Source organism: Streptomyces sp. E-08, assembly GCF_049913095.1.
Taxonomy (GTDB): Bacteria; Actinomycetota; Actinomycetes; order Streptomycetales; family Streptomycetaceae; genus Streptomyces.
The window spans coordinates 903,105-923,014 of record NZ_CP183971.1 but is presented as its reverse complement, the minus strand read 5'-3'; the positions used below and the strand labels follow the sequence as shown (position 1 = coordinate 923,014).

16 protein-coding genes are annotated in these 19,910 nt (G+C 73.7%); 10 read left to right on the top strand and 6 right to left on the bottom strand.

The genetic code is table 11. The annotated features are described in order from the left end of the window. Nucleotides 1-66 precede the first annotated feature (66 nt). A complete protein-coding gene (locus tag ACN9MM_RS04345) occupies nt 67-1,998 on the bottom strand; it encodes an N-acetylmuramoyl-L-alanine amidase (RefSeq protein WP_426362369.1) in 1,932 nt (643 codons plus the stop codon). 350 nt (nt 1,999-2,348) lie between these two features. Then, on the bottom strand, nt 2,349-3,476 hold the full coding sequence (locus ACN9MM_RS04340) for an aminoglycoside phosphotransferase family protein (protein ID WP_426362368.1): 1,128 nt from the start codon (nt 3,474-3,476) through the stop codon (nt 2,349-2,351). Nucleotides 3,477-3,706: 230 nt separating this feature from the next. Between ACN9MM_RS04340 and ACN9MM_RS04335 the strand changes: the two genes are divergently transcribed. Next, entirely contained in the window at nt 3,707-5,197 is a 1,491-nt protein-coding gene (locus tag ACN9MM_RS04335; RefSeq protein ID WP_426362367.1) for a hypothetical protein, read from the top strand. A 148-nt stretch (nt 5,198-5,345) separates the two neighbouring features. Here ACN9MM_RS04335 and ACN9MM_RS04330 read toward each other — a convergent pair whose 3' ends face one another. Continuing rightward, the gene (locus tag ACN9MM_RS04330) at nt 5,346-6,830 is read right to left on the bottom strand and encodes a PP2C family protein-serine/threonine phosphatase (protein WP_426362366.1); all 1,485 of its coding nucleotides are present in this window, start codon (nt 6,828-6,830) and stop codon (nt 5,346-5,348) included. A 277-nt stretch (nt 6,831-7,107) separates the two neighbouring features. On the opposite strand from ACN9MM_RS04330, the gene ACN9MM_RS04325 reads away from it, so the two are divergent. The 4 genes from ACN9MM_RS04325 to ACN9MM_RS04310 all read left to right on the top strand — a co-directional run bounded on the left by ACN9MM_RS04325 (nt 7,108) and on the right by ACN9MM_RS04310 (nt 11,469). Next, nucleotides 7,108-8,478 carry a hypothetical protein gene (locus ACN9MM_RS04325; protein WP_426368670.1) on the top strand — a complete coding sequence of 457 codons (1,371 nt, stop codon included), beginning with the start codon at nt 7,108-7,110 and terminating at the stop codon, nt 8,476-8,478. A 138-nt stretch (nt 8,479-8,616) separates the two neighbouring features. After that, a complete protein-coding gene (locus ACN9MM_RS04320; protein ID WP_426362365.1) occupies nt 8,617-9,843 on the top strand; it encodes a threonine synthase in 1,227 nt (408 codons plus the stop codon). 113 nt (nt 9,844-9,956) lie between these two features. Then, on the top strand, nt 9,957-10,478 hold the full coding sequence (locus tag ACN9MM_RS04315) for a GNAT family N-acetyltransferase (protein WP_426362364.1): 522 nt from the start codon (nt 9,957-9,959) through the stop codon (nt 10,476-10,478). 58 nt (nt 10,479-10,536) lie between these two features. After that, the gene (locus tag ACN9MM_RS04310; RefSeq protein ID WP_426362363.1) at nt 10,537-11,469 is read left to right on the top strand and encodes a carbohydrate kinase family protein; all 933 of its coding nucleotides are present in this window, start codon (nt 10,537-10,539) and stop codon (nt 11,467-11,469) included. Here the strand turns inward: ACN9MM_RS04310 and ACN9MM_RS04305 are convergent. Next, nucleotides 11,447-12,736 (bottom strand): ATP-binding protein, encoded by a 1,290-nt coding sequence (locus tag ACN9MM_RS04305; protein ID WP_426362362.1) that lies wholly within the window; start codon nt 12,734-12,736, stop codon nt 11,447-11,449. The genes ACN9MM_RS04310 and ACN9MM_RS04305 overlap by 23 nt on opposite strands. A gap of 248 nt (nt 12,737-12,984) precedes the next feature. Then, nucleotides 12,985-13,344, bottom strand: a complete 360-nt coding sequence (locus ACN9MM_RS04300; protein ID WP_382858794.1) for an SPW repeat protein — start codon at nt 13,342-13,344, stop codon at nt 12,985-12,987. Between the two features lie 382 nt (nt 13,345-13,726). Here ACN9MM_RS04300 and ACN9MM_RS04295 point away from each other — a divergent pair, with 382 nt between their 5' ends. After that, nucleotides 13,727-14,098: a cupin domain-containing protein gene (locus ACN9MM_RS04295; protein ID WP_426362361.1), complete on the top strand. Its 372-nt coding sequence runs from the start codon at nt 13,727-13,729 to the stop codon at nt 14,096-14,098. 65 nt (nt 14,099-14,163) lie between these two features. Here ACN9MM_RS04295 and ACN9MM_RS04290 read toward each other — a convergent pair whose 3' ends face one another. Beyond that, the gene (locus ACN9MM_RS04290; protein WP_426362360.1) at nt 14,164-15,111 is read right to left on the bottom strand and encodes a TauD/TfdA dioxygenase family protein; all 948 of its coding nucleotides are present in this window, start codon (nt 15,109-15,111) and stop codon (nt 14,164-14,166) included. A gap of 543 nt (nt 15,112-15,654) precedes the next feature. On the opposite strand from ACN9MM_RS04290, the gene ACN9MM_RS04285 reads away from it, so the two are divergent. From ACN9MM_RS04285 to ACN9MM_RS04270, 4 genes are all read left to right on the top strand, one after another. Beyond that, nucleotides 15,655-16,887 carry an ROK family protein gene (locus ACN9MM_RS04285; RefSeq protein WP_426362359.1) on the top strand — a complete coding sequence of 411 codons (1,233 nt, stop codon included), beginning with the start codon at nt 15,655-15,657 and terminating at the stop codon, nt 16,885-16,887. A gap of 76 nt (nt 16,888-16,963) precedes the next feature. Continuing rightward, nucleotides 16,964-17,035: a putative leader peptide gene (locus ACN9MM_RS04280; protein ID WP_313896399.1), complete on the top strand. Its 72-nt coding sequence runs from the start codon at nt 16,964-16,966 to the stop codon at nt 17,033-17,035. 332 nt (nt 17,036-17,367) lie between these two features. After that, on the top strand, nt 17,368-18,960 hold the full coding sequence (locus tag ACN9MM_RS04275) for an ABC transporter substrate-binding protein (RefSeq protein ID WP_426362358.1): 1,593 nt from the start codon (nt 17,368-17,370) through the stop codon (nt 18,958-18,960). Nucleotide 18,961: 1 nt separating this feature from the next. Further along, the gene (locus ACN9MM_RS04270; RefSeq protein WP_426362357.1) at nt 18,962-19,906 is read left to right on the top strand and encodes an ABC transporter permease; all 945 of its coding nucleotides are present in this window, start codon (nt 18,962-18,964) and stop codon (nt 19,904-19,906) included. Nucleotides 19,907-19,910: the final 4 nt, after the last annotated feature.

Genomic DNA, 19,910 nt, shown 5'->3' with positions numbered 1-19,910 from the left:
AACGCCGGAAGGGTGGTGCCGGACCCCACATCCGGCACCACCCCGCACCTTTCGGCCACCCCTTGGTCAGGCCCTGGAAACCCGCACGTCGGCGGCCTTCACGAAGGCGACCCGATGGCCGAACTGGATCTGGTAGTACTCCTCCTGACCCCGGACGACCGTGTGCCCGCTCGGGTCGAACACCGGCGCGAAGTAGTACTCGCCCGGGGTGCGTCCCCCCACCACGTACCGCTGCCCGGCGAGCAGCCTGTACGGCAGCGGCGACACCGCCTGCACCGGCACGCCCGCCGGATAGGCCGAGGCCTCCGGGTACGCCCGCCCGTACACCGGCACCTCGGTCAGGCCCTCCCGGGGCGTCAGGACGAGACCCCGCGCGTTCACCGCCGTCGGCTCCTTCAGCGGGTTCGAGAACCACGCCTTCTGGCCCAGGTACCAGACGGCCGTCCAGTCCCCCTGTCGCTCCGCCACCGCGAAGCTCTGCCCGGTCGAGGCCCGCGCCCCCGTGTCGTTGACGCCGGTGGTGGAGTCCTGTCCGCCCGGCCGCAGTCCGATGTCCTTCACCAGGGGCGCGTCGGCGCTCGGCGCGGTGTGCAGGCGCACCGCCCCGCTGCCGTGCGGCGCACACGCCTCACCCGCCGTCACACAGCCCGTGTAGACCGGCTGGTGGGAGTCGTAGTCGGGCCGGATCGTCACCACGCCCGCGTGCGGACCGGCGCTCGGCGTGATCGGACGGCCGAGCAGCCGGAAGTAGTGCGCCCAGTCCCAGTACGGCCCCGGGTCCGTGTGCATGCCCTTGATCGTGGACGTCACCGTGCCCGGCACGTTGTCGTGGCCCAGGATGTGCTGCCGGTCCAGCGGGATGCCGTACCGGCCGGCGAGGTAGCGCACCAGGCGCGCCGACGACCGGTACATCGCCTCCGTGTACCAGGAGTCCGGCGAGGTGAGGAAGCCCTCGTGCTCCAGGCCCACCGACTTGGCGTTCACGAACCAGTTGCCCGCGTGCCAGGCGACGTCCTTGAGCGGCACGTGCTGGGCGACGTGCCCGTCGGAGGAGCGCAGCGAGTACTGCCAGGACACGTACGTCGGGTCCTGCACCAGCTTCAGGGTGGTGTTCCAGTCGGCCTCGGTGTCGTGGATCACGATGTAGTCGATCGACTGCGAGGCGGGCCGGTTCGCCTTGTCGTGGTTGCCGTAGTCCCCGTCGCCGAACTCCTCGTACGGCGCCGGGACCCACTCGCAGGCCACCGAGGCCGGGCACTCCACGGGACCCGCGGCGGGCCGGCGCAGACCCAGCGCCGCCACCTGGCCCGTGGCGGGCGCGACCGCCGGAGCGGCCGGGAGCGTCACCACCTGCCCGCTGTCCGTCGTCCGCGTCTCCCCGGTACGGATCACGTCGAACACGTCGTTCGCGTACGCCGCCGCCGTCTCCGAGTCGTCCGCGCCGGAGTACCGCGCCACCGCCCCGTACCAGTCGGCCGGGTCCGCGCCGGCCGGGAGCCCGGCCTCGCGCTGCGCCGCCGCGAGGAGCGCCGCACCGCCCTCGATGTTGGCGGCCGGTACGGTACGCAGCTCCTCGGCCGGAATCCCGGACAGCGCGGACGCCCGCTCCAGGGTGCGCAGCCGCCCGGGCAGCTCGGCGGGCGCCGGGAGCGGGGCGTCGCCGCCCGTGCGGACCGGGCGCGCGGAGTCGCCGCGGGCGTCCTCCCCGCCGTCGGAATGGTGCGGGGCGGTCCGGGCGAGCGCCGTCACCGCGTCCGTCAGGTGCATCGGCCCGTAGCCGCCGGTCACGCTCGGCGCACCACCGTGGGTGTCCCACCGCGACTGCAGGTACGCGACGGCGAGCAGCACGCTCTCGGGGACCCCCTGACGCTCGGCCGCCCGCGCGAACTGCCCTTGGAGGACACCCGCCTGGGGCCCCTCGGCGCCGGCGGGCGGGGCGGCGGACAGCAGGGGGACCAGGAGGGCGGCGGACGCCAGGGCGCCCACCGCCCCCGGCACTCGGAAGGGTGACGGACGTCTGCGCGACGCGGAACGGAGCAAGGCAGCCTCCAGAGGCAGGGGGTGACACGGGGGCGTGCGGGGCCGAACCCGTACAGGGGTATCGGCTCCAGGACGTCCCGTCAATCACACCTGCGCAAAAGGAAGTTCCCACGTCAGGGCGGGAATGGAGGCCAGGCGGCGGAGTTTCGCGGAGACGGGTCCCGGGCCTGGGACGCGTCACTGGAGTGGACCATTGGAGGGTCTTCCCGAGAAGTTCCGGGCGCGGACAAGCCGATGCGCCGTGTCCCGGTGTGTCGGCACCGGGCTCACGGCGCACCGCCCCCGTGTGGTCGGCCGGACCCGCCCCTTCAGCGCGTCCCGACCGCCGCGCGCACGGCCCGCCGTGCCATGGCGCAGTCGTCGTGCAGCCGCCTCAGCAGCAGCCGCTGTTCCTCGCCGGGCGCGAGCGCCCCCGAGGGCACCGGCACGGAACCGGCCGGCGGAGCCTCCTTCATGGTGCGCTGCACCGCCGTCTCGTAGGTACGGATCTCCCGCGTCAGCACGATCATCAGGTTCACCAGGAAGGCGTCCCGGGAGGCCGGGCCCGCCTGCTGGGCGAGCTGACTGATCTGGCGCCGGGCCAGCGGCGCGTCACCGAGCACCGCCCACAGCGTCGCCAGGTCGTAGCCGGGCAGGTACCAGCCCGCGTGCTCCCAGTCGACGAGGACCGGTCCCGCCGGGGAGAGCAGGATGTTGGAGAGCAGGGCGTCACCGTGGCAGAACTGGCCCATGCCCTGGCGGCCGCCCGCATGCGCCAGACCGTGCAGCAGCTTCTGCAGGTCGTCCCGGTCCCGGTCCGTGAAGAGGCCGAGCTCGTGGTAGCGAGCGATCCGGGCGCCGTAGTCCAGCGGGGCGTCGAAGGTCCCGGACGGCGGCCGCCAGGCGTTGAGCCGGGCGATCGCACCGAGCGCGGCCCGCACGTCGGCCCGGGGCGGAGCCTCGACGGGGTGGCGCGACAGCGCCGCCGCCCGCCCGGGCATCCGCTCGATCACCAGCGTGCAGTTCTCCGGGTCCGCGGCGATCAGCCGCGGCGCGCGCACCGGAGGACGGTGACGGACGAAGGAGCGGTAGGACGCTATCTCGTGCCTGAACCGCTCGACCCACGCCGGGGAGTGGTCCAGTAAACACTTCGCGACCGCCGTGGTCCGCCCGGTCGTCCCGACGATCAGTACGGAACGGCCGCTGCGCCGCAGCACCTGCACGGGGTTGAACTCCGGGCAGATTCGGTGGACCGACGCGATCGCCGTCTTCAGCTGCGCCCCCTGGGGGCCGGACAGGTCGATTCTCCCGCTGACGGGCTGGGTGCCGGTGCCGCCCGCCCAGCGCCTCGGCCTGACGGCCTGGGGGGCGGGGGCGAGGTACGGTCCGGCGCCGGCGGGGATGATCCGGTGCTGCGGCCGGGGCGGGGCGGACACGGAGGACGATGCTGTGTACATGGAGGACAGATCCCTTCGTGGCCGACGAGTTGCGTGCGTCGCCCCGCCCGCCCCCGGTCCGCACCCTGGGGAATGAGGGCCGGTCGGCGGGGCGGGGTGGCGCGTTCCTACCTGACACCCGGGCGCGGGTGGCGGAACATCTCGCGCACCCTGGCGAAGCCTGGCGAATTGTCGCCAGGCCTATGACAGGGGGTTACTGTCAACTCAGCCGAGAACCTGGGGGCTTAGACGTGACCGAGCAAACCAACACCCGCCTGGCAGACCTGTTCGGCCTGGCCGGCTGGTCCAAGGGCGAACTCGCGAGACTGGTCAACCGGCAGGCGGCGGCCATGGGCCACCCCCAGCTGGCGACCGACACCTCGCGGGTGCGGAGGTGGATCGACCGGGGCGAGACCCCGCGCGATCCCGTCCCCCGGGTGCTGGCAGCACTGTTCACCGAGCGACTCGGCCGTGTCGTGACCATCGAGGACCTCGGGTTCGTACGACACGGGCGCGCCGGAAAGAAGCAGGACGTCAGGAAGACGGAGAACCCTGACGGGCTGCCCTGGGCACCCGATCGTACGGCGGCGGTCCTCACCGAATTCACGGGAATGGACCTCATGCTCAACCGACGCGGCCTGGTGGGCGCGGGTGCTGCGCTTGCCGCCGGCTCCGTACTCAGCAACGCCATGCACGACTGGCTCCAGACCGACCCCGCACGCAAGGGCGCCGCCCCGCGGGCCACCGATCCCCTCCACGCCGACCCCGCTGGGTTCGACCGCTACGAGGCCGCCCCCATCGGGTCGGAGGAGATCGAGGCCCTGGAGCACTCCGTGGAGGTGTTCCGTGCCTGGGACGCCTCCCGGGGCGGCGGTCTCCAGCGCAAGGCGGTCGTGGGCCAGCTCAACGAGGTGGGCGGCATGCTCGCCTACCGCCACGCCGACCACCTCCAGCGGCGCCTGTGGGGCGTCGCCGCCAACCTGGCGGTCCTCGCGGGCTGGATGTCCCACGACGTCGGTCTCGAACCGACGGCGCAGAAGTACTTCGTCATCGCCGCCCACGCGGCGCGCGAGGGCGGCGACCGGCCCCGGGCCGGCGAGGCCCTGTCCCGGGCCGCCCGCCAGATGGTGCATCTGGGCCGCCCCGACGACGCCCTCGACCTCATGAAGCTCGCCAAGGCGGGCTCGGGCGAGCGGGTACTGCCCCGCACCCAGGCCATGTTCCACACCATCGAGGCCTGGGCACAGGCCTCGATGGGCCGGGGGCAGGCCATGCGGCGCACGCTCGGCGAGGCCGAGGAACTGTTCGTGTCCGACCGGCAGGACGAGAAGCCGAGCTGGATGCAGAACTTCGACGAGGCCGACATGCACGGCATGCAGGCCCTCGCCTACCGCACCCTCGCCGAGCACGACCCGGCGGCCGCGATCCCCGCACAGCGCCACGCCAAACTGGCCCTGGAACTGCGGCGCGGCGGCCACGACCGCTCGAAGCTGTTCGACCACATCTCGCTCGCCTCGGCCTGCTTCATCGCCGACGACCCGGAGCAGGCCGACCGGTACGCCCGGCTCGCCCTGATGTCCATGGGGGACACCTCGTCCCACCGGACCTGGGACCGGCTGCGGGAGATGTACCGGCTCACCGGGCAGTACGCGGGCTACTCGAGGATCGAGAACCTGCGCGAGGAGATCGAGCTGGCGCTCCCCAGGTCCCCCGTCAACCGTCCCAGGACCGGACAGGCCTGAGCCTCCCCGTCCTGCGGAGACGGGGAGACCCAGGCAGATCGTGTGGCGGAGTCCTTCAGCGGGGAACCAGGGGAACCATGGGTGCCTTCAGCGGGTGACCCGGTCAGGTGCCACGGGTGCCACCGGTGCCGGATGCCGCGGGCCGGTGTCAGCGCGTGACCCGGACCACCATCACGCAGGCGTCGTCCTCGCGCGGCTCCTCGCCGAACTCCTCCACCACGGCGCGCATGCCGTCCTGTGCGTCCCGTGCCTCCGCGAGCCGGGGGCCCAGGGCGAGCAGCCGTCGCGCGCCCGTGTCGTCGTCGGTGCCACCACCACGGGTCAGCCCGTCGGTGTGCAGGACCAGCAGGTCACCCGGGAGCAGCCGGGTCTCGGCCTCGCCGTACACGGCGCCGGTCGTCGCCCCGAGCAGCACTCCCTCGGGGCGCCGGAGCGCGTGCCCCGTCCCGTCGCGGAAGAGCAGCGGGGCGGGGTGGCCGGCCTGCGCCCACGCCAGGGTCTGGGCCACCGGGTCGTACCTGCAGCACATCGCGCTGCCGAGCGCCGGCTGGACGGAGGTCTCCAGGAGCTGGTTGAGGTGGCTCATCAGCGCGGCGGGCCGGATGCCGGCGACGGCCATGCCGCGCAGCGCCCCGAGGAGCATGGCCATGGAGGAGGTGGCGGCGACCCCGTGGCCCGTCAGGTCGCCGACGGTCAGCAGCGCGTCGCCGTCGGGCAGCGCGAGGGCGTCGTACCAGTCGCCTCCGATCAGTCCGGTGCTGGCGGCCGGGAGGTAGTGCGCGGCCACGTCGAGCGGGGCGGGGCCGCCGTGGGCGAAGCGGAGCGAGCCGCGCCACGGCGGGAGGACCGCCTCCTGCAGTTCGACGGCGACCCGGCGCTCGGTGAGCTCGATGTGGCGGCTGCGCTCCAGGCTGTCCCGGCTCTCGCGGACCGCCCGCTCGCTGCGCCGCAGTTCGCTGACGTCCCGGAGCACGGCCCACATCGAGGCCGTGCAGCCGTCGGTGTCGAGGACGGGCTCGCCGGTCATGTGTACCGTGCGCACCCGGCCGTCCGTCCGTACGATCCGGAACTCGCCGTCGATCGGCTTCCCGTCGATCAGGCAGTCCGTCACCATCGACTGCAGGACCGGCTGGTCCTCGGCGAAGACCATCGTGGGCATCTCGTCGAGGGACATCGGGCCGCTCTCACGGGGGCGTCCGAAGATCTGGAACAGCTCCTCGGACCAGCTGACCTCGTCGGTGAGCAGGTTCCACTCGGCGCTGCCGACCCGGGAGAGCAGCGAGCCGGTCCGGGGTGGGGCGGCCACGCCGTACGCCGTGCCGGGGGCGGTCGCGAGGGAGGTGTCGACGACGACGTCGATCTCCTCGGCCCCGGTCTGGTCCTCGGGGGCCGCGCTCGCCGGGACGCCCGCCCGGAGCTGGCCCAAGTGGGCTCCCAGGTCGTCGAGTTGGTGCACCGCGAGGTCGCACAGGGCGCGCTGCCAGCGCTGCTGGGGATCGTCCTCGTCCGCCGCGGAGTCCCTGCGGACGGCGTCCACCTCACCGCGCAGGCGGCGGGTCTGCGTGATCAGGGCGTCCACCGCACCCGGCTCCGGCGGCTGGGCGGGGCGGTCCGCGAACAGATGGGACGGCATGTCGTACTCCGATGCAGGCGCGGCGCGGCCGGTGTGGAAGGCGGCCCGAAGACGACTGTTGCACAGCCCGGCAGAGCCCGTAAGGGATTTGGCAACACTCGATCCGGTGGTGCTTCTGGCATATGTCAAAGGCCCGGCGATTATCGGACAGGGCGCGACGCGTTACGGTGCTGGGGTGGTGAACGACGACGGAAACGGCACGGTGGGCGCGGGTGCGACGGTCACGGGCGGGCCGGTCGCGGGGGAGTCGGACATGCGTACGGGAGTGGGTGCGGTGATGCCGGAGGGTCGTTCACCGAGTGCTTCGGGTGCTGCGGGTTCGAGCGTGGACGCTGAAGGCGCGGGCGCGAGTTCGGCCGCCGCGGGCGCCGTCGGCACGGCGGTGCTGCTCGCCGCCGCGCCCGCCGGACGGGGCCGTGTGATGGACGCCGCCTCCGTCCTTCCGGCGCTCGCCGCCGTGCCGCCCGGGGTGCTCACCGGCACGACGGCCGCCACGGTCGTCGAACTCGCCGATCCACTGGACCCGCAGACCGTCCTCACCCGCCTCCGCGCGGCGGCCGCGAGCCCCGGCCCCCTGGTCGTGTGCCTGGCGGGCCAGCTCCACCTCGACCGCCGTCAGCAGCTGCCGCACCTCGCGCTCGCCCGCACCACCCCGGCGACGCTCCGCTACACGGCGCTGCCCTGGCACTGGCTCGCCGGCGAACTCGGCGTGCGGCCACCCGGCACCACGACCGTCGTCGCGGACCTCGCGGCCGATCCGGAGGTCTGGCAGCGCCTCGCCGCCGCACCGGGGCTGCTGCACCTGGGACCCGGCCCCCTGTTCCACGCGCGCGTGGTCCCCGCCCCGCGCAGGGGCGAGCCCACGACCCCCGATTACCTGCGCGCCTGGGCCGAACTCTGGCGCTCCGGCGCCCGGTTGACCCCGGCGGCGGCGCACGCGGAGGCCGCCGCGCGCGCGGTGACGGTGGCACCCGCGCCGGAACCGGTCTTCCTCACCCCCACGCCCGCACCCCCACCGGCGCGGACGCACGCCGCGGCGCCCGCGCCCCCGCCCCGTACCGCCCCGGCGTCCCCGCCCCGGTCCTCCCGCGCGTCCGCTCCGGGGCCCGCCGCGGCGGCCGTCGCCGTGCCCCGTCCTGCCTCCGTGCCCCGTCCGGCCCCCGTGCCCGCGATCCCCCCGGCGTACGTACCCGCGACCCCTCCGGCGCCCGGGCCCGCCGGTGCTGCCGGGCCGGCGGCCCCCGTGGACCCCCATCCCGCGATCCTCGCCGCCGCCATGGCCGGGCGGCACGGCGAGGCGGCGGCGGTGGCAGCGGCCTGGGAGCACGACGCCCTGCGCCGGCACGGGCCCCGGTCGGTGGAGGCCGTGCACTGGACGGAGGTGCGGGCCGACCTCGCCCGCCTCGCCGGAGAGCCGGCCCGCAGCTGCGAACTCTGGCTCGCCGCCGCGGAGGCCCGGCTCGGCATGCTCCAGCGCGCGGACGACCCCGACGTCGAAGGAGCCGTCGACCGGGCCCACCACCAGTGGGAGCACATCGAGGATCCGGCCCGCGCCCGCGCGCTCGGCCCGACCCTGGTCGACCTCCGGCGACGCGTCCCCGGCCGCCGGCCCGGCGCGCTCGCCGCGCTCACCCGTCGCATGCGCTGAGCGGCCCGGACGGGGGCGGGCGGCGGCGCCCCGCCCGCGCCCGCAGGACCGCCCGGACCACCGGCTCCGAGCCCCCCCGCACTCGAAGGACCGCCCGGACCACCGGCTCCGAGCCCCCGCACTCGAAGGGACCGATCCGTGACCTCGCTCGCCACGGCCCAGCGCTCGCTGGCCGATCCGTCCGTACGCCACCCGCTGTGGCCGCCGCTCACCCGTGGCTGCCCCGTCACGTCCACCGAGGACGTGGCGTACCCCCTCGACATCGACTACGCCTACGACCGGGTCCCCGCGGACCTGTTCGCCCGCCCGGCCGCCCACGGCCTGGAGCGGTGGGCTCCGCTGCTCCCGCCCCTGGCCGCGCCCGGTCTCGGCGAGGGCAACACGCCCCTGGTCCGACTCCCCGACGGCGTCTGGGTCAAGGACGAGTCCCGCAACCCGACATGGAGCCACAAGGACCGGCTCAACCGGGTCGCCGTCAGTGCCGCCGTCGCCTCGGGCGCGCGCGGCATCGTCGTCTCCTCGTCCGGCAACCACGGAGCCGCGGCCGCCGCCTACGCGGCCCGTGCCGGACTGCCGTGCGCCGTCTTCACCTCCCCGTACGCGCCACCCGCCGTCGCCTCCCACCTCCGCGCGTACGGGGCGACCGTCCTCACCGTCCCGCTCGCGTCGGTGCGCCCGCTGATGCGCCGCATCGTGGACGAGCTCGGCTTCCAGAGCGTCAGCAGTGTCACGGACACCGCCCACACCGGGCACCCCTTCGGTCCCGAGGGCTACAAGACCATCGCGTACGAGATCGCCCTCGACCTCGGGTGCGCGCCGGCGGAGGTGCATCTCCCCACGGGCTACGGCGAGTTGCTCTTCGGTGTGGCCAAGGGCTTCCAGGAGCTCGCGCGCCTGGGAGTCACCGGCTCCGTGCCTCGTGTGTACGCGACGGAGCCCGCCGCGGCCGGGGCCCTCACCGAGGCCCTGCGCACCGGCCGGCCCGTCGCCCGCGTCCCCGTCGGGCCGACCGCGGCCTACGCCATCGACTGCGAGATCAACAGCTACCGCGGCGTCCTCGCCGTCCGCACGACCGACGGAGACGCCCGGACGGTGACTGACCATCAGATGGCGGCGGCGCGAGCCGAGTTGGCGTCCCAGGGGATCTGGTGCGAGACCTCTGCCGCGGCGGGTCTCGCCGGCCTCCGCGCCCGGGGGCCGCGCGAAACGGACGGCCCGGTGGTGTGCGTGGTCACCTCCAGCGGCTACAAGGACATCGCCACGGCGAAGGAGTCCCCCGCACCGACGGCCCCGGACTGGGAGCCGATCAGAGAGGCCTTGGCTTCCACGCTCGCCTGCCGGGACACCGGGGTCGTCGCCGACTGACCGCCCGTCGATCACGGGCCCGTGCGCGGGAGCGATCATTCCGGTCCTCGTCCTGGACCGCTCCCACACGGTCCCCGGCCCGGTTTCGGCGCGGGCCTGAGATGATCGGAGGTGTGACCGTCTCGCCGCACCTCGTTCCCGCCCCGGAGCCCGCGCCCCCCGCGGGGCCGCTCGTCACCGGGCGGCTGGTGCTGCGGCCCGTCCGGAGCGCCGACGTGCCGGCCGTGACGAGGCTGTGGACCGATCCGGAGGTACGGCGCCACCTGGGCGGTCCCGTGATCGACTCGGTCGTCCGGATCCGGCAGCGGCGGATCGTCGGGGCGCCCGGTTTCCACGCGGTGGTCCGGGCCGAGGACGGCGTCCTGCTCGGGCTCGTCACGGTGGAGGACGGCGGCCGGGGCGGCGAGACGGAGGTCTCGTACCAGTTCCTGCCCGAGCACTGGGGGCACGGCTACGCCCGCGAGGCGGTCGCCGCGGCCGTGGCGCGGGCGCTCGAGAGCGCCCCGAGCGTCGTCGCGGTCACCCAGGAGGCGAACCACCGGTCCCGCAGGCTCCTGGAGGCCGTCGGGCTGGAGCACGCCGAGTCCTTCGTGGAGTGGGACGCCCACCAGGTCCTCTACCGCCTGTCCCGATGACGGCCCGACGCCCCCGGCCCGCACCTCTCCCGGACCCCCACGCCAAGGAGCCCTGCCCATGTCCTTCCTGGTGATCGGCGAGTGCGTCGCCGACATCGTGCGCGGCGCCGACGGCACCGAGCGGATCCACCCGGGCGGCAGCCCCGCCAACGTCGCGTACGGCCTCGCCCGCCTGGAACGGGACGTCACCCTGCTCACCCAGCTCGCCGACGACCCCACCGGACGGCTGATCGCGGACCACCTGAAGGGCGCGGGCGTACGGGTGGAGGTCGGCGGGGCACCCGTCCGTACCCCGTCGGCGGTCGTGGGGCTCGACGCGCACGGGCACGCCACGTACACCTTCGACATCGCCTGGACCCTGGAGACCGGCGAGCTCCCGCGGGAGGAGCGGCCCGTCCACGTGCACATCGGCTCGATCGCGGCCGTGACCGATCCCGGCGCGGCCGCCGTCCTCGCCGAGGTCGAGCGGCTCCGCGACCGTGCCACGGTCAGCTACGACCCCAACGTACGGCCCGCGCTGATGGGGGAGCGCGGCGAGGCCGTCGCCCGGGTCGAGCGTTGTGTCGCGCTGAGCGACCTGGTGAAGGCGAGTGACGAGGACCTGGCCTGGCTGTACCCCGGTGAGGAGCCGGAGGCGGTCGCCGCCCGCTGGCTGGCGCTCGGCCCGGCCGTCGTCCTGGTCACGCGGGGCGCGGCCGGCTCGCTCGCCCTCACCGGGCGGGAGAGGGTCTTCGCGGAGGCGCCGCCGGTGACCGTCGTCGACACGGTCGGTGCGGGCGACTCCTTCATGTCCGCCGTCCTCGACGCCCTCGCCGGGCGGGGGCGGGAGGCCCTCCCCGGCCTCGGCGCCGACCACCTCGCGGGGCTGCTGCGGACGGCGGGCGCGGCGGCCGCCGTCACCGTCTCCCGGGCCGGAGCCCAGCCCCCCGACCGGGCCGAACTGGACGCGGCCGGGGAGCGGTTCGCCCTCAGGTCCGGGCGTGTGTCGTGATGTCCGAGGCGAACTGCTCGATCATGTCCGGCGTGACCGTCGGCCGGCACTCGGCGATGGCCTGCAGATAGTCCGTCGTACTCGCGCCGGGCGCCGGGTCGTCGCCGCCGCGGCCGCCGACCGCGAGCAGGTCCCGCTCGAAGGAGGCCTGAGCGGCGATCCGGGCCGCGTGCTCGATGTCGGCGGGGGTGAACAGCTCGCTCGCGAGCACCAGTTCGTCGATGTCGACGTCCGGCCGCCCGTCGGTGTAGCGGGACCAGATCGCCGCCCGCGCCGCCTTGTCCGGCGTACCGATCGGGATCAGGTAGTCGAAGCGGCCGGGGCGGAGGAACGCCGGGTCGAGGGAGCGGATCGAGTTGGTGGCGCAGACGAGCAGCCGCTCGTCCCGCTCCCGGAATCCGGGTATGAGCTTGAGGAGTTCGTTCGTCACCCCGTGCATGCCGCCGGGCTGGGCGGGCTCAGAGCGGACCGGGGCGATCTCCTCGACCTCGTCGATGAAGACGAGCACCCGCTCCAGCTCGGCGATCCGGGCGAACGCGGACCGCAGGGCGGCGGCGAGGTTGCCCTCGTCGGCGAGACGCGAGGGCAGGATCTCCACGAACGGCCAGCCGAGCCGGGAGGCGATGCCCCGCGCGAACGTGGTCTTGCCGGTGCCGGGCGGGCCGAACAGGCACACCGCGCGCGGGGGCCGCACCCCGTGCCGGGTGGCGCGCTCCGGTTCGGCCAGGGGCAGCACCACCCGGCGCTCGATCAGGTCCTTCTCCCGCTCCATGCCCGCGACCTTCGCCCACAGGTCACCCGGGAGCAGCCGGCCGCCGAGGTCGTCGAGGAGCCCGGCGGCGGGGCCGTGGAGCGGCTCCACCTTCTCGAAGTACGCGACGGCCGGCTGCCGGGTGTACCCGGCGTTCAGCAGGCCCTCGCCGAGGAGCTCCTCCTCGGGCAGGACGTACGCGATGCGTCCGACGCGTGCCGCGACGAGCCGCCGCTCCAGCTCCACGAGCAGGGCGCTGGCGAGGCCGCGGCCCCGCCACGCCGAGGAGATCGCGATCCGCATGACCCAGGCCCGCTCGCCGGAGACACAGGCGAGGGCCGCCCCGATGGGGGCGCCCTGGTGCACGGCGACCACGGCCGGCTGGCGGGTGGTGAGGGCGCCGATGCACTCGGCGAGGGAGAAGACGGACTCCTGCCCGAGCTCGGCGGTGGTGTCGATCAGATGGACGACGGCGGCGAGATCGCTCTCGCGGTAGTCGTGGATGTGCCAGTTCACCGGTGGTTCCGCCCCTCGTTCGTGCTGTTGCGGCGAGGCTAGGCGGGGCGGTGGGAGCGGGTCGTGCGCCATCGCGCACAAGGCGGCGCGGCCAAACGCTCCGTAGCGGCTCTATGCAGGTGCTCCCCCACGCAAGCGGTCGGGCGATTGCCGTTCCCGTGCGGTACGCGTGAACGGCGGCGCCTCCGGTGAGGGGAGGTGCCGCCGTTCCGGGAGAGGATCAACGAAGGTCCGGGGGGATCAGAACGTCACGTCCTTCTCTTGGTCATGAGCAGTCCGCCGGCTGTGAGGGAGAACAGGCAGACACACGCGCCGGTGATCACATTGCTGAGGATCATGCCCGTGTCGGGGTTCCGGGTGACCACCCACGGCGCGACGATCAGCCATGCGCCCAGGAGCAGGACGACGAAGTTCAGGTCCTGCGACCTCTCGGGGATCATCGACATGCACAAGCCCAGTACGGCGAGGGAGATGCCGACGATCAGGTTGGTGATGGCGAGTTCCGGCCGGGCGGCCGCGAAGTGGACCGTCCACGCGGAGATCGCGGCCCACACACCGGCGAGGATCACGAGCTCCTCGACGGCCGCGACACCTCTGGTCTGGAGCATACGGGCATATCGGTCCCGCATTTCCGGCGCGTCCGGGTGTCCCGCGATATCACCGTGGCGGTGAGAGACGTCGGCCATGTGACTCGCCTCCTTCTGGCGTCATGCATGTCTGGCCGCACTGCGGCAATCACGCCGCTGCTTCATTGTGCTCTTATCTGGCCTTTATGTGTAGGTCTGCCCGGTAAGGGATGCGCACAGAAATGAGACCTTTGATGTGCAGGGATCCCACAAGGTCGATTTCCCTTCGACCAAAAACTCAATGCAAAGGTGAACCGCTCTTCGTATCGATGTGCGCGGCGCCCCGCGGTACGTGGCCGGTGGTGCCCCGGCGTAGCCTGGAAGAGGACTCGGGGAAACGGGCCTTTTCACCCGGGAGTGCAAGATGGCCGGCATCGTACGGAAGAGCTTCGACGCGGCTGACGAGACGCGTCCCTTCGAGGGCGACAAGGGCAGGCTGGACCTGCTCATCGGCGACGGCGGACCGGTCGGCCGCGCCGTCTTCGAGCCGGGCTGGCGGTGGTCCCAGCACGTCAAGCCCATCGCCGGCACCGACAGCTGTCAGGCCTCGCACGTCGGATACGTGATCAGCGGCCGTATGAAGGTGGTCATGGACGACGGTGAGACCGTCGAGTTCGGCGAGGGCGACTACATGGAGGTCAAGCCGGGCCACGACGCCTGGGTCGTCGGCGACGAGGCCTGCGTGGCCCTCGACTGGACGGGCTTCGGGAACTACGCGCTGCCGCCGACCTCCTGACGGCCCCGCTCACCGCCCACCGCCCCGGGCGCGGGCGCACCACGACCACCCGGGGCGGACGCGGGTCACACCGTCGCGGGCTCCGGTGCCGCCGAGTCGCCGGACGCGATGCCGAACGCCGGGTCCGGCACCGACTCCGGCGCGAGCAGCACCGAGGAGCGGCCGTCCACGCCGACCGGGACGTCGCCGTCGATGGTCACCCGGCGCAGCTTGCGCTCGTGGTCGTCGGAGTCGTCGACGCCGTAGTGCTGGGTGGCCCGGTTGTCCCAGATGGCGACGTCGCCGACCTGCCACTGCCAGCGCACGGTGTTCTCCGGGCGCTCGATGTGGCCCTGGAAGAGGTCCAGCAGGGCGCGGGAGTCGGTGCCCGTGAGGCCGCTGATCCGCTGGACGAAGTTCCCCAGGAGCAGGGTCCGCTCGCCGGTCTCCGGGTGGACCCGCACGACCGGGTGCTCGGTGAGGAACTTCGTCGAGGCGAAGACCTCACGGAAGCGCAGCAGCTGCTCCGGCAGCGCCCCGGGGCGCAGGGCCGCGTAGTCGTAGTCGTTGGAGTGCACCGCCCGCAGGCCGTCGGCCAGGGCGCGCAGCGGCTCGGGCAGCTTCTCGTACGCCGTCGCAGTGTTGGCCCACAGGGTGTTGCCGCCGTACGGCGGGATGACGACCGCGCGCAGGACGGAGAAGGCGGGGTAGGCCGGCACGAAGGTCACGTCACTGTGCCACTGGTTGGCCCGGCCGCCGTAGTCGGAGTCGATCGGGAACGAGTAACGGCCGTCCGCCGAGGGCACGGTGGGGTGGGCCACGGGCGTCCCGAGGAGCCGGCCGAAGGCCTCGTGGGTCTCCTCGTCCAGGTGCTCCTGGCCCCGGAAGAAGACGACCTTGTGCGCCAGGAGGGCGGCCCGGATCTCGGCGACGGTCTCCGCGGGGAGGTCGCCGCCGAGGCGGACGCCGGAGATGACGGCGCCGAGGCGGCCGCCGACCTTCTGGACGGTGACGGGGGTGGTCGCGGTCGACATGACGGATCCTTTCGGAGGTCCGGGAAGTCCCGGAGCAATTAATCTCGGAGCGGAAGTAAAGCGGTGACGGGTGGTCCGCGCGGTGGTACGAGCCGGACCTCGGAGCGGGCGGCGGCCGCACTGACCCGGCGTACGGGACGACGGGGCTACGGGAGAGGGGGCGTACGGAGTGGGGCGTACGCGAGGAAGCGGCGCACGCGGGAGGCGGCGGGTCCGGCGGACCGGACACGCGCCGGGGTCGCGAGGGTCAGGCGCCGCGGACGGCGGGACAGGAGGAGGTCGCGAACATGTCCCGGAGACTCGCAGCGGCCGTCGCCGCGCGTCAAGCGACCGCCCACGCCCCGAACCACCGGCCGTGGTGGTTGAATCGGCGCCTGCCCGGCCCCGCAGGACCGACTCGGCACACCCCGCGGAACCGTCGCTGACCAGCGGCGACACCCCGTCGCCGGGAGGGCCCGGCCGACGCCGGAGGGGCGGTCGGCGGGCCGGCCCGTGGCGGCCCGGGGATTTCACACCGCCGCAACAGTGACCAGAGAGGCACCCATGACGACGACCACCCCGCACGCTTCCCGCATGGCGGGCGACGGACGGCGCGAGGCCAACGCCGCCACCGTGCTGAGGACCGTCCTCGACCACGGTCCGGTCGCCCGCAGCGCCGTCGCCCGGCTCTCCGGGCTCAGCCCCGCCGCCGTCTCGCGCCAGGCCACCGACCTCACCCGGCTCGGCCTGCTGCGCGAGCTGCCCGAACTCGCCGGGGGCGGGGGAGTGGGACGGCCCCAGATCCCCGTCGACCTGCACGTCGGAGCCTCCGGCGGACCCGTCGCCGGCGGCGTCCATCTGGGCGTCCCCGGCTCGACGTTCGCCCTCGTCGACCTGCGGGGGCAGGTGCTCGCGCGCCACGCCCACCCCCACGACGGCATCGCGCCCGACGACCTGCCCGGCGTCGTCGCCCGCGCACTGCGCGCCTTCCTCGACGCCCACACGCGGGGGCGCCCCCTCCTCGGGGTCGGCGCGGCGGTCGGCGGCTGGGTGGACCCCGCCGCGGGGGTGGTCGTCCGGCACGACGCCCTGGGCTGGCGCCGCCGCCCGCTCGCCGCCGAACTCGCCCGCGGACTCGGCGGACGCGCCGTGCGCCTGGACAACCACGCCCGCTCCATCGCCCAGTCGGAGATCCTCTTCGGGCGGCCCGCCGCCCGCCGCAGCCTGGTCCACCTTTTCGTGGGCAACGTCGTCGACGCGGCCGTCGGCCTCGCGGGCGTCGTGCACCAGGGACCCGGCGCGGCGGCCGGGGACGTGGCCCACCTGCCCGTGCCCGACTCCACGGCGCCCTGCCCGTGCGGACGCTCCGGCTGCCTGGAGGCCACCGCCTCGAACACGGCCCTCGGGGCCACCGCCGTGCGCCGGGGCATCGTGCCCGAGCCCGACACCTCCCTCGTGGTGGACGCGGCCGCGGCCGGGGACCGCCGCGCCGACCGGCTGCTGCGCGAACGGGCCCGCGCGGTCGGACGTGCCGTCGCGCTCCTCCTCGACGTCCTCAACCCCGATCTGGTCGTCGTGACCGAACAGTCCAGCGTCCTCGAACCGGACTACCTGGAGGAGATCCGCGGGGCCGCGATCGACCTCTCGCACGTCTGCGACGACCCCGAACGCATCGTCAGTCCACATGCCGGACCGGCCACGCTGCCCGTCGCGGCCGGTACGGTTCTCTTGAACTCCCTGTTCAGAAGGCCTCTTGAGACGGCCGCCGAGCTGCTCGCCGTACCGGCCGATAGCTGATCTCGTCTCAGAATGCGGTCAACGCCGGTTGACCGCTCCGCGAAGCCGCTGTCATATTGCTCCCGTGAATCCGGACATGCGCCTCATCTCCCGCAGGCACGTCGACCTCTGTCGACAGGCCAGCGCGGTCTGTGCCGTCCGCGCCTGATCCCGGCGCCGGTCGCCGCACCGGCCTCGCCCCGGCAGCGCCGCACGCGGGTCACCCGCCGTCCCCGCGCTGATCCCTTCGTGCGAACGCACCTTCCTCCGAGGGGCTCCGCGTCTCCGAGGGCCTCCGCGTCTCCAAGGACGTCCGTGTCTCCAAGGGCCTCCGCGCCTCCGCGTGCTTCCGGCGTACCCGCGTAGCTCGCGCCGTACCTCTCCGCGTACCTCCGCACACCCCGTCGGCGGTACGGGCCTCCCTCCGCGCCCCCTTCCTTCCGCAGCGGAACGAATCCGTGCACCCTGCGGCCTCACACCCTCTTTCACAGGCAGGCATCGATGACCGAGCTGTACCCCTCCACGCCCACCGCCCTCTCCCGGCGCACCACCCTGCGCGCCGCGGGCGGCGGCACCCTGCTGCTCGGGCTCGGCCTCGCGGGCTGCCGTTCGGCGGTCTCCGAGACCGAGGCACCCGCCGGCAAGGCGGCCACGGAGCCCCGCCGCGGCGGCACCCTCACCGTCGCCGTCAACTCGGACTTCACGCCGAGCCTGCTCTTCGCCCAGAGCGGCCAGTCGCTCCAGCACCGGCTGATCTACAACACCCTCACCCGCTACGACGACCGGCTGACGCCGCAGCCCGAACTCGCCACCTCCTGGGAGTACGCGAAGGACGGCCGCAGCATCACCCTCAAGCTCCGTACCGGCGTCACCTACCACGACGGGCGGCCCTTCACCGCCGACGACGTGATCTTCGCGGTGAAGAACCTTCAGAACCCGCTCCGCGCAGCCCAGTTGAGGGCCACCGCGGCTGCCGTCGTCGGATTCGAGAAGCGCGGCGACCACGAGCTGGTCCTCAAGCTCGCCCACCCGGTGAACAACCTGTTCGACCTCTTCGAGTTCATGATCCTCACCGACCGGAACAGCGTCGAGGACGCCGTCACCGGCAAGAAGCTCATCGGCACGGGCCCGTTCGAGCTCACGAAGTGGAGCCCCGGCGCAGGCCTCTCCTTCACCCGCAACGCGACGTACTGGCAGCCCGGTCGGCCCTACCTGGACGCCGTCGAGTTCCGCGTGGTGCCCCAGGCCGACGCCCTGCTCTCCTCCCTCCGCACCGGCCAGTCCCAGCTGTCCTACAGCGTCCCCGGCAAGAACCTCGCGGTCGTCGCCGGCCGGCCCGACCTCACCATCAGCGAGTACACCACCGGCGGCGGCGCCTACTACCTGGGCGTCAACACCACCGTCGCCCCCCTGGACGACAAGACCGTCCGGCAGGCCCTCGCCTGGGGCATCGACCGCGAGCGCATCCTCAGGCAGGTCCTCGGCGGCTACGGACTCGCCTCCGCCACCCCCTGGCCCAAGTCCTCGCCCGCCTTCACCGAGACCGGCCGCACCCACTACACGTACGACCCCGGCAAGGCCCGCGAACTCCTCAGGTCCGCCGGCCACTCCCGGCTCGACCTGCCGCTCCTCCACATCAACCTGCCCGGCGACACCGCGGTGGCCGAGGCGATCCAGTACGACCTCAAGCAGATCGGCGTCCAGGTCACCCTCCAGCCCACCGACCCGGCCACCGCCCAGAAGAACCTCATCTCCCAGAAGATGCCCGGCCTGTGGACCATGGGCCACAGCTTCTCGCAGGTCCAGCCCTCCACCCTGGCCGTCAGCGCCTACCCCTTCAACGAGGCCAAGAACACCTCGAAGTTCCGCTCCGCCGCCTACACCAAGGTCGTCCGCGAGGCCTGGACCACCCCCGAGACCGGCGCCCGCGCCAACTCCCTGCGGCAGCAGATCACCGACACCCTCCTCGACGAGGCGTTCATCATCGACCTCGTCATCCGCGGCTCCGTCCAGGTCGCCGCGAAGAAGCTGCACGGCGTCACCCTCAACAAGTTCGCCTACCTCAACCTCGACGACGCCTACCTGGCGGGCTGAGATGCGCGGCTACCTCCTGCGGAGACTCCCCTCCGCCCTCCTCGTGCTCCTCGCCGCCTCCTTCCTCGCCTTCGCCGTCCTTCGCCTGGTCCCCGGCGACCCCGCCGCGGTCCTCGCCGGACCCGACGCGAGCCCCGAGACCGAGGCCGCCATCCGCGCCGGGCTCGGCCTCGACGCACCCCTGCCCCTCCAGTACGCGCGGTGGCTCGGCGACCTCCTCACCGGCGACCTCGGACCGTCCTACGCGATCGGCGGCCAGACCGCCGACCTCATCGCCGACGGACTCGGTGCCACCACCGAACTCACCCTCGGGGCGCTGCTGTTCGTCGTCGTCCTCGGCGGCGCCTTCGGCATCCTCGGCGCGACCGCCCGCAACCGCTGGGTCCTCGGCACCGTACGCGTCCTCACCACCGGCGCCCTCGCCGTACCGCCGTTCGTCACCGGCGTCCTCCTCGTCCTCCTCTTCTCCGTCCTCCTCGGCGTGCTGCCCCCGGGCGGCCGCGTCCCCCTCCTCACCGCACCCGACCTCGGCGTGCAGTACCTGCTGCTGCCCTCGCTCTGCCTCGCCCTGCCCAGCGCCGCCGTCCTCGGCCGCTACCTCAAGGACGGCATCGAACGCGCCCTCGCCGAGGACTACGTCCGCACCGCCACCGCCGCCGGCATCGCCCCCCGCCGCCTCCTCCTGAAGCACGCCCTCCCCAACGCCCTCCCGCCCGTCGTCACCCTCCTCGGCATGCAGACCGGCCACCTCCTGGGCGGCGCCGTCCTCGTCGAGGCGATCTTCGCCTGGCCCGGTCTCGGCCAGCTCGCCGAACAGGCCCTGATCCGCCGCGACTACCCCGTCGTCCAGGACCTGCTGCTCCTCCTCGTCACCGCCTTCGTCCTCGTCCAGCTCCTCACCGACCTCGTCCACGCCCGGCTCGACCCCCGGATCAGGTGGGAGTGACCCC